The sequence below is a fragment of the Staphylococcus canis genome, assembly GCF_016238445.1.
Lineage (GTDB): Bacteria > Bacillota > Bacilli > Staphylococcales > Staphylococcaceae > Staphylococcus > Staphylococcus canis.
Genome location: NZ_JABANU010000008.1, coordinates 37,884 through 53,393 on the forward strand (window position 1 = coordinate 37,884; position 15,510 = coordinate 53,393).

The window sequence follows — 15,510 nt, forward strand, 5'->3', positions numbered from 1 at the left end:
ACACATATAGTATAGAATATTTTGAGAATTTGTGTATAAGAAGTATACTAATAATCAAATATGAAGCGATACGTTAAAAAAATAATGAAACTCAATCAAAAATATATGTAAAAATGCAAAAAATAAGTGGAGAAAGAAAGCATTTATATATCACTCGTTAAAAGTTATAAGTAGGTTTGGTTTTATAAAGTGAAATAAGGAGCTGTGGTATTTTAGAAGGAAGATTTTCAGTAGAACTTTCGCTAAGTGCAAGTGTTAAATGAACAAATGCGCTCGCACGCATTTGTAAGAACCACTAACGTCTGGAGGCTTAATATGGTTGATAACCTTTAGATAAGAGACTCCATCCGAAGTGGTTCTTTAGAATTCATAGCGCTCTCTCAATGACCTTGTGCCATATGTGGTGGGAGGCTATAGACGGCATTTCGGAAGTAGGATTCTCGACAGAATTACATAATACGCTAAAATTAAAAACCAATTTTTGCGCATTATTCCATTCTGCTTGAATCCTAAACACTTCCTCAATGACCTTGTTTGAGATGTACGCCTTTTGGGATGAGTGTGGAGATGATGAAGGCGAGGATGGCGATGATTGTGAGTGTGCTGAACATGTAAAAGTAGTGTGTGAGTTTCTCGAGTTGTAGGGAGAGAATAGGTGCGATGGCTGTGCCTAGGAATAGGATGAATGTGTTGACTGAGATGTAAAAGCCTCTGTTTGAATCTGCGAGCATGCCAATTTTTGAGATAACGGAAGGGATCGCAATCGCTATACCTCCTACAAAAATAATACTTAATACGGTGATGATAATAATGTTAGATGTTAATGCCATGAATGGTAATGTGATGATTTGTGCGACGATTGATGCTTGTAAAACACGTTTTACACTGAATTTATCACTTAAACGTCCTGCTAATAAGGCCATTAACATGCCAATAATACCTAATAATTTCACTATAAAGTTCGTTGTAATATCGCCTTGAACGATTGACGATTCGATGTAGTCACTGAGTAACGTATACATACTAATAAAGTTTGTAAGTAATGTGAGTGAAACAAAAAAACAGCCGAGAATCGCTGTCTCTCTTTGAATGCCTTTAAAGTTGCCTAAAAAACGTGTAATTTTTACATTAGGATCACGATGCGGGCTTTCAGGCACTTGTTTAAATATAATAGCAACAAGGATGACGTATAAAATACTTAATACAAGGTAAGTAACACGCCAACTGTAAAATTCAGCTAAAATCTCACTTAAGTTTTGCCCGATAATCCCTGACAGCATAAAACTTGTACTGATGAAGCTAATTGCTGTAATTCGTTTTACAGGGGGATACATTTCTGTCGTATATGCGAGTGAAACAGGTGAGAATGCCGCCGCAAAAATTCCCTGTAAAATACGTAGCACAATAAATAATGTAAAAGTTTGTACAAAAAATAATAAACCAGAAATGATAAATAGACCTAATAATCCAATTAAGATGATTTTAATTCTACCAAATTTATCTGAAATCACGCCATATAGTAAACAACTGATAGAATAAGCAAGCGAAAACGCTACACCATTTAACGTTGCTGTAGATTCTGATATCCCAAAGTCTTTTGCGATAAAAGGTGCCATGGGAATGGCTGTATATAAACTACACATGACAACGATACCAGTAATGAAGAAAATCGTTGTTACACGATTATATTTGAATGTCTCTTCCATAACGTGCACCTCCATAAAACATACTATAGTAGTATGACATATTTTATTATTTATCTAAATGAATTTGCTTAAAATTTTATATTATATATATTTGATTATTAAGAATTGAAACACAATTAGCACAACGGTGTGAAAGCAGGTAGAAGACATTATTTATATAAATGGTTAAATAATTATTGATTTTGATTATTTCATTTATTATTTTTTTGAAATGGTTATGATTAAGAGTGCTCGGGTATACTAAATGCAAGGGTTGAGCACGTGAGTTATAAACTGAAATAAATTTGAGAGATGAATGCCGAGTGGAATCCATCTTTTATGGAGGCGACATTGATGCAAAAGGTATTGTTAACCGGGGCTTCTGGATATATCGGAAGTCACTTGATGCAGAAATTGAAAGATGACTATGAAATTATAGCGATTTCGAGAAATATTGAAAATAAACAAAATGAAGAGCATGTAACATGGAAATCTGCGGATCTTTTTGATTTGAGTGAGATTACAGAAGTGATGGAAGACGTGGATACTGCGATATATCTTGTACACTCAATGATGCCTTCAGCGAAATTAACGCAAGCTAATTTTGAAGATATGGATGCGATTTTGGCGGATAATTTTGCACGCGCAGCTCAAACAAATCATGTTAAACATATTGTCTTTTTAAGTGGTCTGATTCCAGAAACGGATACGTTATCTCCGCATTTAAGAAGCCGTTTAGAGTGTGAATCAATTTTAGGATCGTACGGTGTACCTGTAAGTACGTTACGTGCGGGATTAATTATTGGCGCAAAAGGAAGTTCTTATCCAATTTTGAAGCGACTCGTGGAACGTTTGCCGATACTTGCTTTGCCAAAATGGGCTTACAATAAAACGTTACCTGTCTCGATTAAAGATGTTATTCATGGATTATATCAAGTTGTAGCACGTCAACCTGAGGATAATGAATCGATTGATATCGGTGGGCCAAGACATATGACGTATAAAGCGTTATTTGACGAGACAGCTGAAGTACTCAATAAACGCCTTCCATCAATAGATGTACCAGTCATTCCGATTTGGTTAAGTAAGTTTTGGGTGAAACTCATATCAGGAGTACCTAAAGAAATGGTTTATCCGTTAATGGACAGTCTTATTCATGATATGGTACGTCGTGAATCTAAAATAGTCGATGGGATTTCAGTTGGTGAAGTGAGTTTTAAAGAGAGCGTACGTGTCGCACTTGAAGAGGAAGAAGCACATACGTCTCGTAAGCAATCGAAAAAACAATCGAAACGTGAAATTAAAGATGTCCGAGCTATTTCTCGAGTAGCGTTACCTCAAGATATGACGATGCATGATTTAGCTGAAATATATGCTAGATTTTTAAATACAATAACGTTAAATGTCGTTAATAGTCAATTTGATGAAGATAATTTCATCATTGCCGTTCCATTTTTGAATAAAGACTTATTACGCCTTCAAAAAGATCGTCGACTATCAGATCGTGAGCGTATTTTATATCGTATTGTTGGTGGAGATTTTGCATGTGATTCCAATGGTGGCAACGCAAGACTTGAATTCAGACGCTTACCTAATAGCGATGAATGTATTATCGCACTTCAAGAGTATGAACCTACATTACCATGGTGGTTATATAAATTAACACAAGCCAAAGTGCACAAAAGTGTGATGAATTTATTTAAATATAAAATTGAACACATGCATCAATCGAAAGGAGGGGATTCCATGAGAAAAATCATCGTACCTATTATCATCATTAGTGGTGTGATTTACCGTTTATATAACAGAAAAAAGGAAATCGCACGTGAAAACAACATGTCTAGCGCAGAATTATAATCATCCAGAACGATAATAAAAAGGCGACGATCTTTCGTCGTCTTATTTTAATATAAAGGAGGAAAAGTATGTCATTACGAACAAAACTCACTCAAACTGTGCGCACCCTTACCCCATTAATTGGCGGGCAACTCATTGGTAAATTCGCCGTACAAAACGCACGCGAGGATTATCAAAAGAACGTGAAACCACCATTATCACCACCAGGGTATGTCTTTCCAATTGTTTGGACATTACTTTATACAGGCATGGGTGTGGCGTACATGTTAGTCAGAAGGCAGTCTCAACGTCGCTCTATTAAAATATGGCACTATAGTCATCTTACGTTAAACTATGCATGGACTATTTTATATTTTAGATTGAAACTACGCTTTAGCGCACTCATTGAAAGCATTGCTTTACTCGGAACAGTGGTTGCTACAACCGTTTCATTCTTCAAAGTGCACAAACTTGCTGGGATATTATTAATACCTTATGCATTGTGGTGTGCTTTTGCGACATACTTAACAGCAGGAAACTGGTATCTTAATAAAGATAATCCAAAGTTCTCAGAAGATTAAATTTAAGACTACCGGTAGGCTAAATATATAGTAAATTAGAAAGTATAGCATAACAGTAATCCAGGAAGATAATTATTGATAATATATAAGTAAAAAAAGATTCCGAATGGCTCGGGATCTTTTTTACTTAACAACCATAAAATGATTACTTGTTTTTGTTAAAATACATTATCGTAATTACAATAGAATATATAAAAAGAAATAGCATTAAAAATGTTACCATGCAATCACCTTGCTTTCTTAAATGATTTTTAATTTAACTTTATTAAAGTTTAAGGAGTTTTAAAAATGAAAAATGCTTCGATTTTGTCAGGGGTAATTGTCTTGTTATTAATAGTTTGTGGTATATTGTTGAATTTGACCAATATATCTAGTGATGCCAACATTATCTATTCAACAATAAGTATAATAATTATTATCTTATTATTTTTTATCATTCCCAAAAATAAGTCTAAATAATAGTCTAATGTCTTAATTTTTATAATGACGTTTTAGTTTTCTATCACTACAAAATAAATATTTAAATATCGACTTAAATTAGGATACTCCAAATGTCTTTTCATAATATAGTTGTATTCTAATTTTTATTACTTGACCCTTTGATAACAAAGTAAAACGAGATCATTAATAATGCGTAAAACAGTGAGGAGACCAGATTTATGTATATATCAAACTGCAAAGGTGACACTAAAGCGAGGAAAGCACTAAGCACAAAATATAAGATGAAAAAACATACAAAAATAAAAAATCTTAAAATAACCCTCCCTTTCAAAGCTATCAATACAATTTTCACTTTACGTTACTGTATTCAAAATAACATTTGATATCTTATCATTCAATAATAACCCTAATGCACCCTCGTCTATAGTGATGTAAAATCCCCTCAATTCAATTTTTTCAAATCGTAATTAGAGGGGATATCGTCAAAAATATATGTTTTTATTTATGTGAATTCAATTATTACTTCACGCGTTGTCTGTTTTTAAAGAATATTCGATAGGCGATGTAAAGTGCGGCAATAATGATGACCACATACATCACGTAAGCGTACGTGTGTAAGCCTGCCATCAGTGCGTCGAAACTGTCACTTAATAAACGTCCTAATAAGATTAACCCGAAGTTCCAAATTGTTGTACCGAGCATCGATAAGATTAAAAATTGAAAGACGTTCATTTTATTGATACCAGCTGGAATAGTGATGAGGACACGAAGGACTGGGATAAAGCGACACAGTAATACTGCCCATGCGCCATAACGTTTGAACCAGTCGTTGGCACGTTTGACGTCTTTACTTTTGATTTTCATCCATTTCCCGCGATGATCGATGAATCGATAAATACTTTCTTCATTAATCAGACGACATAAATAATATAAAATTGAAAGTCCAATTAACGATGCGATTGTTGAAATAATAAATAACATTGGTATTGATAAATGTGATTTGACGGACATTAAACCGGCGAAGGTTAAAATGATTTCAGATGGGACAACAGGTAAGACGTTTTCTAATAAAATAAGTATGAAAATCGCTAAGTAGCCCCACTGACTAATAAAATGTGTAATCAGTTGTTCCATAAAGCGTTTAAGCTCCTTTATGTCAAAATGGTAAGTTGATTCGAGATGTCGTAAGTGTAGTTTACCACGTTATGTTGAAAAATATCATAATAATCCCTCACAATATCCCTATTTATGAATAGAGGTGGTATGATGAGAGTGTTAAGGGGGAAGAAACAGTGAAGAAAGTATCGATTAAAGACGTTGCGAAAGAAGCGGGAGTTTCACTGACAACGGTATCTCTAATTTTAAATCAACGTCCTAAAAAGTTTCCACAAACGACGGTGGATCGTGTGTTAGCAGCAAGGGATAAGCTTGGGTATATTCCAAATCAAAATGCGCAACAGTTACGTAAAGCGCATATTCGATTGATTGGGGTCATTATTCCGAGTTTAACAAATCCTTTTTTCTCTTCAGTTATTCAAAGTATGGAAGACCATAAGCCTGACCATGTGGATTTGTTCTTTTTAAGTACATCTGAAGCGCAGATTGAGGAGAATATCAAACATTTAGTTGAAAGAGGAATGGATGGCTTAATTATTGCACGATTTATTCATCATCCGGTAGATATAGATGCGTATCTGAAAAAACATCATGTGCCATATATTGTATTAGATCAAAGTGAAGACCATGATTTTACGGACGTGATTCGTACAAATGAATGGGAAGGTGGGCGACTTGCGGCGGAACATCTTGTGAAACTGAACCATAAACAGCTTGCGATTGTGCATCCTGAGTTGTTGATGGCTAATATGCATGAACGTGTGAAAGGTTTTGAGGCGTATTGTGAAATACATGGACAAGCGATGCCTTTAAAAATTGCGACGACATTATCAATGGACGGTGGTAAAGCGATTGTCCCCAAACTGATTGAAAGTGGTGTCACCGCGGCTTTTGCGATTAATGATGAGATGGCGATTGGGATTATGAGAGGATTAGCAGAACAAGGATTGCGTGTTCCTGAAGATTTTTCAGTTATTGGCTATGATGATATTGCGATTTCTCAATTTTTGACACCGGCATTAACAACGGTTGCACAACCTATGAGTCGTATCGGCGCAACTGCAATTCAATTGATGTTGAAAAAAATCAAATCACCTGAAGCGGAATTAGAAAAAGTAGCGCTAGAAAATCAATTAATTGTTCGAGAAACCACACAACGCATTTAGAAACAGTGTATAAAATGCTGAGATTATAGAATTTATGAAAATATTGTGAAAGCGTATACAGATGAAGGTAAACGTGCTAATATTAAATTTAGTAAAAGGTTTTACCAAAATTAAAATAGAGACTCTAAAATGAGGTGTTTATATGAATGTAGTAGCACTCCTTGTCGGTTTAGGACCACTGTTAGGTTGGGGATTATTCCCAACAGTCGCGTCTAAATTCGGCGGTAAACCCGTACATCAAATTATCGGGACAACGTTAGGTACATTGATTTTCGCTTTTGCTTTCGCGACAATGACGGCTCAACATTTTCCAACAGGGATGAATTTAGTCTTTTCTTTATTATCCGGTGCAGGATGGTGTTTTGGACAAATTCTCACATTTAAGGCATTTACATATATTGGCTCATCTAAAGCCATGCCTGTTACAACGGCATTCCAATTATTAGGTGCGTCATTATGGGGCGTGTTTGCTTTAGGCAACTGGCCAGGTACTACAAATAAAATTATTGGATTTACTGCACTCTTAGTGATTTTAGTCGGTGCATGGATGACGGTATGGCGTGAAGATAAATTAAGTCAAGACCGTGATAAGTTGAAAAAGGCTGTTGTGATTTTATTAATCGGTGAAATTGGATATTGGTTATATTCAGCTGCCCCTCAAGCGACAGATATTGGTGGGAAAGCGGCATTTTTACCTCAAGCTATCGGTATGGTGATTGTAGCGGTGATTTACGGTTGCTTATTTATTAAGAAAGACAATCCATTTACTGCTAAAGTGACGTGGCTTCAAATTATTTCAGGTTTCTTTTTCGCTTTTGCGGCATTAACGTATTTAATTTCAGCACAACCGGATATGAACGGACTTGCGACAGGGTTTGTATTATCACAAACTTCAGTTGTCCTTGCGACGTTAACGGGCATTTACTTTTTAAATCAACGTAAAACATCAAAAGAAATGTTCGTAACAATTATTGGATTAATCTTAATTCTTGTTGCCGCAACGGTAACGGTATTTATACGTTAAGGAGGAATAATCATGAAGAAAACACGTGTACTGAATAGTCATGTCTCACAAGCCATTGCGACAATAGGTCATTTTGATTTACTTTCAATTAACGATGCAGGTATGCCGATTCCAAATGATGAACGCCGTATTGACCTAGCGATCACAAAGGAATTGCCACGATTTATAGATGTTTTAGACGTTGTGCTTTCAGAAATGGAAGTTCAAAAAGTCTATTTAGCTGAAGAAATTAAAACGCATAATCCAGAACAATTGAAGCAGATTCAATCGTTATTACAAGACAATGTTGAGATTGCGTATATTCCACATACAGAAATGAAAGCATATTTGAGTCATCCGTTAAACAAAGGAAATATTCGTACAGGCGAAGTGACGCCATTTTCTAATATTATTTTAGAATCAAATGTCACATTTTAAGGGAGGTCATACATTATGGCACAAAAAGTTGTGATTTTAGGATCAACGAATGTCGATCGCTTTTTAACGGTAGAACGTTACGCCAAACCTGGAGAAACACTGCATGTTGAAGAAGGTCAACATAACTATGGGGGCGGTAAGGGTGCGAACCAAGCGATTGCGACAGCACGTATGCAAGCAGAGACTACATTTATTTCAAAAGTTGGACAAGACGGTATCGCAGACTTTATGTTTGAAGGCTTTGAAGCAGCGGGCATGAATACAGATTATATTTTAAAATCTGATAGTGCGGATACAGGACAAGCTTTTATTACTGTTGATGCTGAAGGGCATAATATGATTTATGTGTATGGTGGTGCGAATATGACAATTACACCAGAAGACGTTGAAGCAGCGGCGTCTGTCATACAAGAAGCAGACTATATCGTTGCGCAACTTGAAGTTCCAGTACCTGCGATTATTCGTGCGTTTGAAATTGCACGCGAACACGGTGTAACAACGATTTTAAACCCTGCCCCAGCGAGCACATTATCAAAAGAATTGTTAACACTCATTGACGTTATCATACCGAATGAATTTGAAGCGGAAATACTATCAGGCATTCCAGTTGAAGATGATGCATCGATGAAACAAAATGCAGAGTACTTTCTTGATTTAGGCATTCAAGTCGTATTAATCACACTTGGAGAACGCGGTACATATTACGCTACAAAAGACACATCAGGCCTTGTTGAAGCGTATCAAGTTAAGGTTGTAGACACTACAGCTGCAGGAGATACTTTTATTGGCGCATTTGTCAGTCGATTTGATCGTAATGCGATGAACTTAGAAGAAGCGATTGATTTTGCGAATAAAGCAGCATCTTATACCGTTCAAAAGTCAGGTGCACAAATTTCGATACCATGGCTGGATGACATTCAATAAACTGAAAACCACGAGAATTGGACGCAAAGGAGAAATCCTTAAATACGTCCCGTTCTCGTGGTTTCATTTATGTGTATTTATGATTGTGTATTGTGTGACGTTGGGTCGACCCATTTCGCTTCGCCACCAATAGATTGACCACCATCAATATGCATTGTTGTACCATTAATTCGACTCGCATAGTCACTCGCAAGATATGCTGAGAAGAAGGCGATTTCTTCAGGTTGGCCAATTTTACCAGTTGGTGTTGAGTTGATTTGGCGTAAGGCTTGAGGATGTTGGTCCTCCACAGCACTATTGACCATTGGTGAAGCGGTTAAGCCAGGCGCTAAGTTTACAGCACGAATGCCTTTATGCGCATAATCATAAGTTAACTGTTTCGTAAAACCATTAATTGCGTGTTTTGATGTGATATAAGCTGCATCACCTACACCCGCAATCGTACCTCCGATAGATGATACATTAATAAACGTACCTGATCCACGTTCTAAGAAATGCGGTAATAATAAATGCGTTAAGCGGTAAATACTTTTAAGGTTAATATTAAGAATGCGATCCCATTCTTCTTCATCAATTTCTAAAACCGGCTTAAAATTAGCAAGAATTGCGGCATTGTTGACACAAATATCGACTTTTCCAAACGTATCTAAAGCAGTAGATACTAATTTTTCTAAATCTTTCTTTTGACCAATATCCGCAACTACAGATAAAACTTCTCCATTTTCTGCTATAATCTCCTGTTCAACCGCATCAAGTTGCTCTTGGTTGATATCTGTAATCACCACTTTTGCACCTTGTTTCGCATACGCTAATGCTTGAGCTTTACCCAAACCACCCGCAGCGCCTGTAATGATTGCAACTTTATCTTCTAATAACAACATAATACATCCTCCTCCCTTTGTACCTCCCATTCTAACCGCTTTCATCATAGAACTAAAACAAAGCACATTATGAGGAAATAAATAGATGTTGGGAGTTTCACTAGTTGTTGACATTGGCTTATAATCACAATTAGTACTAGTTGGTCTCCCTATGTTATTCTTTACAATTTTATACGGACTTACTTCACTTATGAATCGAATAATCAATTGTTTTTTTGAATTTTAACTAGCTCATCACCTTCATATCTATATCCTAATGTTCGCATATGCAAAATTCTTGCTAACTTGATTATCTCAGGTAATAAAAAAATAAATATTATCGTTCCTATCTTGAATTTGCTCATTTGGTATTTGACCTCCTCTTGTTTATAGTTTAGGCATAGGGACTATAAATGCTTCAAATTTAGTATTAGATCACTTTAATTATAAAGATTTATATATCATATTATATATGAAAATAGAATGGATGAGGCATAATATTATAGATTTTGTTTTTATTCGGTAATTCCTTTATAGGTTGAGGGGTTTTTGCAATTTATCCTTATTCTCTAATTCCAGGACATATTTTTCACGTATTTAACTCCACATACGGTTAATAATATTGTTGAAGCAACGATAATCGAAATAATTTTCTATCTAATCATGAGTGCACATCTTTATATCACTAATTCGCATATCATCATTACCTTAACTAAGCGATTCTAATCAATAGTACCAAATTTATATATAAACAAATTTACTTATTTTATTGTTAGGATATTTTCCGAACTTTTCTCGCGTAATTTCTTTAAGAACGGCTATCATTATATAAAATGTTACATTTCTTTTTTTCTCTTTTCATTTTAGTCTCTTCCGTTTATAATGAAGTAAGGGGTTATCGCCCTTAACCAACGAACTTTTTGATGAGCTCATCTTTATCAAGAAGTACCCCGAGTAATAGGGGACAAGAACGTAATTATTTGGATTATTAAGCTTGCTACGGCTAACCAAAAAATCGAGAAGTACCCCGAGTAATAGGGGACAAGTAATGCTAAAAGACACCGTATTTTTAAAGTATGATGTCTTTTTTTATTTGAATGAATATCACTGCCATGGTTTTGTTAGAGGTTTCATTACACTGATTCTAAATCATCTGTGTATTTATGTTATATTAAAGGGGATGTATGTTTGGACAAAGGGGACTTTTATTATGGTAAGTGTGAAAGATGTAGCAAAGTTAGCGAATGTTTCGACAGCGACAGTGTCACGAGTGTTAAGTAATACGGGAAGAGTTAAGGCGCACAACCGCCAACGTGTGCTTGATGCAGCAGAAGCGTTAGGGTATCATCCTAATAATCTTGGTCGTCAATTAAGAAAAATGGAAACGATGACGATACTTGTAGTGGTTCCAGATATTACGAATTCATATTTTTCAGAGATTTTAAGAAATATTGAAAATATCGCACGTAGTAATGGGTATGAAGTAATTTTGGGGGATACGCAAAATAAAGAAGCAGATCTCTATTTTTCATATTTGTATGAGAAGAAGGTAGACGGCATGATAGTATTGACGTCATATTTAGATGTTCAGAATCTGGAAAAGCTTAGCGAACAATACCCTATTGTATTAGCATGTGAAAAGATTGAAAATAGTCATGTGGCTTCAGTGTCTATTGATAATATTGAAGGCGCTGCTGTTATGACGCGTCATTTAATCCAAAAAGGTCATACACGTATTGGTCACGTTGCGGGCCCTATGGATGGTCTTTTAGGACAGTATCGTGCTAAAGGGTTTCGTCAAGAGATGGGCGCACATGGCTTGAATGTTAATGAATCATGGATTTTTGAAGGAGATTACTCATTAGAATCTGGAATTAAGATTGGTGAAGCGCTGATGAATCTAGATGAGAAACCGACAGCGCTCTTTGTATCAAATGATGAGATGGCAATAGGGATTATGAAAGTGTTGAAAAAATATGGGTTACATGTACCAGAAGATATGGCGCTTGTTGGCTTTGACAATATCATATTATCTGACATTGTAGATCCAGGTTTAACAACATTTGCGCAACCTACAACGCAGATTGGTCAACTCGCGATGGAGAAGCTATTGAAGTTGCTTAAGGGTGAAAAAATAGAAGAGACAAGCACATTATTAGAAGGCTATTTACTAGAACGTCAATCTACATAAAATAATTGAAATGTACTGTGATGTAATCGTTTACACACCAGTGCATTTTTGTTATATTAAAATTGTAATCGATTACAAAATAAGTGCAAAAGCAATTATTTTGATGCGTAATGATATCAAAGACAGGAGTGCATCATATGACCATTAAAATTGGAGTGATTGGCTGTGGTGGTATTGCGACAGGAAAGCATTTACCAAGCTTAATCAAAGTAGAAGATGTGGAAGTTACAGCGTTTTGTGATATTGACGTGACGAAAGCACAAGAGGCTGCAGCAACATTTGGTACAGCTGAAGCTAAGGTGTATACCGACTATCATGAATTATTAAAAGATTCATCCATAGAGGTTGTACATGTGTGTACGCCCAATCATTTACATTGCGATATGACAGTCTCAGCGCTTGAAGCTGGTAAGCATGTCATGTGTGAAAAACCAATGGCTAAGACGACCAAAGAAGCGAAAACAATGATTGAAGCTGCTCAAAGAACTGGTAAGAAATTAACGATTGGTTATCAAAATCGTTTTCGAGCAGATAGTCAATATTTGCATGAAGTCACATCACGTGGGGATCTGGGAGATATTTATTTTGCGAAAGGTCATGCGATTAGACGTCGCGCTGTTCCAAATTGGGGTGTGTTTTTAGATGAGGAAGCTCAAGGCGGCGGTCCACTTATTGATATAGGGACGCATGCATTAGATTTAACACTTTGGATGATGAACAATTATGAACCAGAATCTGTGATGGGGTCAACATTCCATAAGTTAAGTGAAAAAGAAAATGCAGCAAATGCTTGGGGACCATGGGATCCAAAGGCATTCACAGTTGAAGATTCAGCATTTGGATTCATTAAAATGAAAAATGGTGCGACGATTATACTAGAGTCAGCATGGGCCTTGAATTCACTCGAAGTCGATGAAGCTAAATGTTCATTGTCTGGAACTGAAGGCGGCGCAGATATGAAAGATGGTTTGAGAATCCATGGTGAAGATTTAGGTACATTGTATTCTAAAAAGATAGAGTTAGAAAATAAAGGCGTCGACTTTTATGAAGGAGATCAAGTCGATGAAGCTGAGGAAGAAGCGAAAGCATGGATTGCTTGTATTAAAAATGATACAGAACCCGTTGTCAAACCGGAAGAAGCGATGGTAGTGACGCAAATTTTAGAAGGTATTTACGAATCGGCTAAAACGGGTAAAGCAGTCTATTTTAACGCGCACGAAGAGGAGTAATCATCATGGAGAAAGTAAAGGTTGGCATTGTTGGTGTCGGTGGTATTGCGCAAGACCGCCATATCCCATTACTAATGGAGCACCCACAAGCTGAAGTTACAACATTGTTTGATGTGCGCTTAGACTTAGCGGAACAAGTTGCTCAAACATTTAATATCGCACATGTTGCGACGTCTTACGATACATTATTTGATCAAGTGGATGCGGTAGTCATATGTACGCCGAATAAATTTCATTCAGAGATTGCAATTGCTGCTTTAAATGCAGGTGTACATGTCTTGTGTGAAAAACCAATGGCGATTTCTAAAAAAGAGTGCGATGACATGATTGAGGCCGCTAAAAAGCATCACAAAATTCTTACGGTAGCCTATCATTATCGATTTACAGATGTTGCGATAGAAGCCAAACGACGCATAGATGAAGGTGTTGTTGGGAGTCCTGTTGTATCTCGAATTCAAGCTTTAAGACATCGTAAAGTGCCTGGATGGGGTGTGTTTACGAATAAAGCGTTACAAGGTGGCGGTTGTTTAATTGATTATGGTTGTCATGTGTTAGACCTTGTTTTGTGGTTACTCCAAATAACGCAACCTACTGAAGTGTCGGGTCGTACATATAACAAGTTAAGTAAGCAACCACATCAAATCAATGACTGGGGCGAATTTGATCATGAGACGTTTAATGTTGAAGATCACGCTACAAGCTATATCGTGTTTGATAACGATGCGACGTTGCAGTTTGAATGCTCTTGGGCAGCGAATATTAATAGTGACAAATTAGATATTAGTATTTCCGGGGAGAAAGGTGGCCTTCAACTGTTTCCATTTGAAGTCTACGAACCTAGAAATGGTGAATACCTCATTCATCAACAAGATATAACGCTTAATGAAGATAAAGCAGCTGAGCGACAAACTGATAATTTTATTAAGAGTTGTCTCGGAATTGAAACACCTGTAGTGAAAATGGAAGAGGCAAGACGTGTCAGTCAAATCATCGAAGCCATTTATGAAAGTAATGAGAAAAAGCAAACCATACAACTATAAACATAAAAAGAGAGGCGTATTCCAATGAAATTAGGAGTATTTTCAGTATTATTTTACGATCGTAACTTTGAAGAAATGTTAGATTATGTAGCAGCATCAGGATTAGATATGATTGAAGTTGGAACTGGAGGAAATCCAGGAGATAAGTTTTGTAATCTAGATGAGTTATTAGAAGATGAATCAAAGCGTCAAGCATTTATGGAAAAAATTGAATCACGTGGCTTGCAAATTAGTGGTTTTAGCTGTCACAACAACCCAATTTCTCCTGATAAAGAAGAAGCACAACTCGCAGATGAAACACTTCGAAAAACGATACAACTTGCTGCTTTATTAAACGTACCAGTTGTTAATACATTTTCAGGCGTTGCAGGTAGTGACGACTCCGCAAAACGTGCGAACTGGCCTGTCACACCTTGGCCTACAGTGTATACAGAAATCTATGAATACCAATGGGAGCACAAACTGATTCCATATTGGAAAGATTTAGCAGAATTTGCGAAAGCACATGATGTTAAAATCGCAATAGAATTACACGCTGGTTTTCTCGTACATACGCCATACACATTACTAAAACTTAGAGCAGCGACGAATGAATATATTGGTGCAAACTTAGACCCAAGTCATTTATGGTGGCAAGGTATCGATCCAGTCGCTGCGATACGCATTTTAGGTAAAGAGAATGCGATTCATCATTTTCATGCTAAAGATACGTACATTAATCAAGATAACGTTAATATGCACGGTCTTACTGATATGCAACCTTATAATGACGTTGCAACACGTGCATGGACTTTCCGTACTGTTGGATATGGTCACAGTCCATACGAATGGGGCGAAATGATTAGTCAACTCATTATTCAAGGCTATGATTATGTTATGAGTATTGAACACGAAGACCCAATCATGTCAGTAGAAGAAGGATTCCAAAAAGCAGTAGAAAACTTAAAATCAGTGAATATTCAAGAAAAAGGGCCAGATATTTGGTGGGCTTAAAGGAGAT

Annotated in this window: 13 protein-coding genes; 10 read left to right on the forward strand and 3 right to left on the reverse strand. The window is 36.4% G+C overall.

Annotated features, from left to right (window positions below):
* Positions 1–521 precede the first annotated feature (521 nt).
* Entirely contained in the window at positions 522–1,706 is a 1,185-nt protein-coding gene (locus tag HHH54_RS04370; protein ID WP_198617622.1) for an MFS transporter, read from the reverse strand.
* A gap of 333 nt (positions 1,707–2,039) precedes the next feature.
* On the opposite strand from HHH54_RS04370, the gene HHH54_RS04375 reads away from it, so the two are divergent.
* Both HHH54_RS04375 and HHH54_RS04380 read left to right on the forward strand, forming a co-directional pair.
* Positions 2,040–3,542, forward strand: coding sequence for an NAD-dependent epimerase/dehydratase family protein (locus HHH54_RS04375; protein WP_198617623.1), 1,503 nt, complete (start codon positions 2,040–2,042; stop codon positions 3,540–3,542).
* Positions 3,543–3,610: 68 nt separating this feature from the next.
* Positions 3,611–4,102, forward strand: a complete 492-nt coding sequence (locus tag HHH54_RS04380; protein WP_198617624.1) for a TspO/MBR family protein — start codon at positions 3,611–3,613, stop codon at positions 4,100–4,102.
* A 960-nt stretch (positions 4,103–5,062) separates the two neighbouring features.
* On the opposite strand, the gene uptA is transcribed toward HHH54_RS04380, so the two are convergent.
* Positions 5,063–5,677 carry an undecaprenyl phosphate transporter UptA gene (gene uptA / locus HHH54_RS04385; RefSeq protein ID WP_198617625.1) on the reverse strand — a complete coding sequence of 205 codons (615 nt, stop codon included), beginning with the start codon at positions 5,675–5,677 and terminating at the stop codon, positions 5,063–5,065.
* A 158-nt stretch (positions 5,678–5,835) separates the two neighbouring features.
* On the opposite strand from uptA, the gene rbsR reads away from it, so the two are divergent.
* The 4 genes from rbsR (at position 5,836) to rbsK (ending at position 9,190) form a co-directional block, all read left to right on the forward strand.
* On the forward strand, positions 5,836–6,825 hold the full coding sequence (gene rbsR / locus HHH54_RS04390) for a ribose utilization transcriptional repressor RbsR (protein ID WP_198617626.1): 990 nt from the start codon (positions 5,836–5,838) through the stop codon (positions 6,823–6,825).
* A 142-nt stretch (positions 6,826–6,967) separates the two neighbouring features.
* Entirely contained in the window at positions 6,968–7,849 is an 882-nt protein-coding gene (gene rbsU, locus HHH54_RS04395) for a ribose/proton symporter RbsU (RefSeq protein ID WP_198617627.1), read from the forward strand.
* 12 nt (positions 7,850–7,861) lie between these two features.
* Complete coding sequence (gene rbsD / locus HHH54_RS04400; RefSeq protein WP_198617628.1) at positions 7,862–8,266, forward strand: D-ribose pyranase; 405 nt, start codon at positions 7,862–7,864, stop codon at positions 8,264–8,266.
* 15 nt (positions 8,267–8,281) lie between these two features.
* On the forward strand, positions 8,282–9,190 hold the full coding sequence (gene rbsK / locus HHH54_RS04405; RefSeq protein WP_198617629.1) for a ribokinase: 909 nt from the start codon (positions 8,282–8,284) through the stop codon (positions 9,188–9,190).
* A 77-nt stretch (positions 9,191–9,267) separates the two neighbouring features.
* Here rbsK and HHH54_RS04410 read toward each other — a convergent pair whose 3' ends face one another.
* Positions 9,268–10,071 carry an SDR family NAD(P)-dependent oxidoreductase gene (locus HHH54_RS04410; protein ID WP_198617630.1) on the reverse strand — a complete coding sequence of 268 codons (804 nt, stop codon included), beginning with the start codon at positions 10,069–10,071 and terminating at the stop codon, positions 9,268–9,270.
* A gap of 1,189 nt (positions 10,072–11,260) precedes the next feature.
* Between HHH54_RS04410 and HHH54_RS04415 the strand changes: the two genes are divergently transcribed.
* The 4 genes from HHH54_RS04415 (at position 11,261) to HHH54_RS04430 (ending at position 15,503) form a co-directional block, all read left to right on the forward strand.
* Positions 11,261–12,241 (forward strand): LacI family DNA-binding transcriptional regulator, encoded by a 981-nt coding sequence (locus HHH54_RS04415; RefSeq protein WP_198617631.1) that lies wholly within the window; start codon positions 11,261–11,263, stop codon positions 12,239–12,241.
* A gap of 137 nt (positions 12,242–12,378) precedes the next feature.
* Positions 12,379–13,470 carry a Gfo/Idh/MocA family protein gene (locus HHH54_RS04420; RefSeq protein WP_198617632.1) on the forward strand — a complete coding sequence of 364 codons (1,092 nt, stop codon included), beginning with the start codon at positions 12,379–12,381 and terminating at the stop codon, positions 13,468–13,470.
* A gap of 5 nt (positions 13,471–13,475) precedes the next feature.
* Positions 13,476–14,510, forward strand: a complete 1,035-nt coding sequence (locus HHH54_RS04425) for a Gfo/Idh/MocA family protein (protein WP_198617633.1) — start codon at positions 13,476–13,478, stop codon at positions 14,508–14,510.
* 24 nt (positions 14,511–14,534) lie between these two features.
* Positions 14,535–15,503: a sugar phosphate isomerase/epimerase family protein gene (locus HHH54_RS04430; RefSeq protein ID WP_198617634.1), complete on the forward strand. Its 969-nt coding sequence runs from the start codon at positions 14,535–14,537 to the stop codon at positions 15,501–15,503.
* Positions 15,504–15,510: the final 7 nt, after the last annotated feature.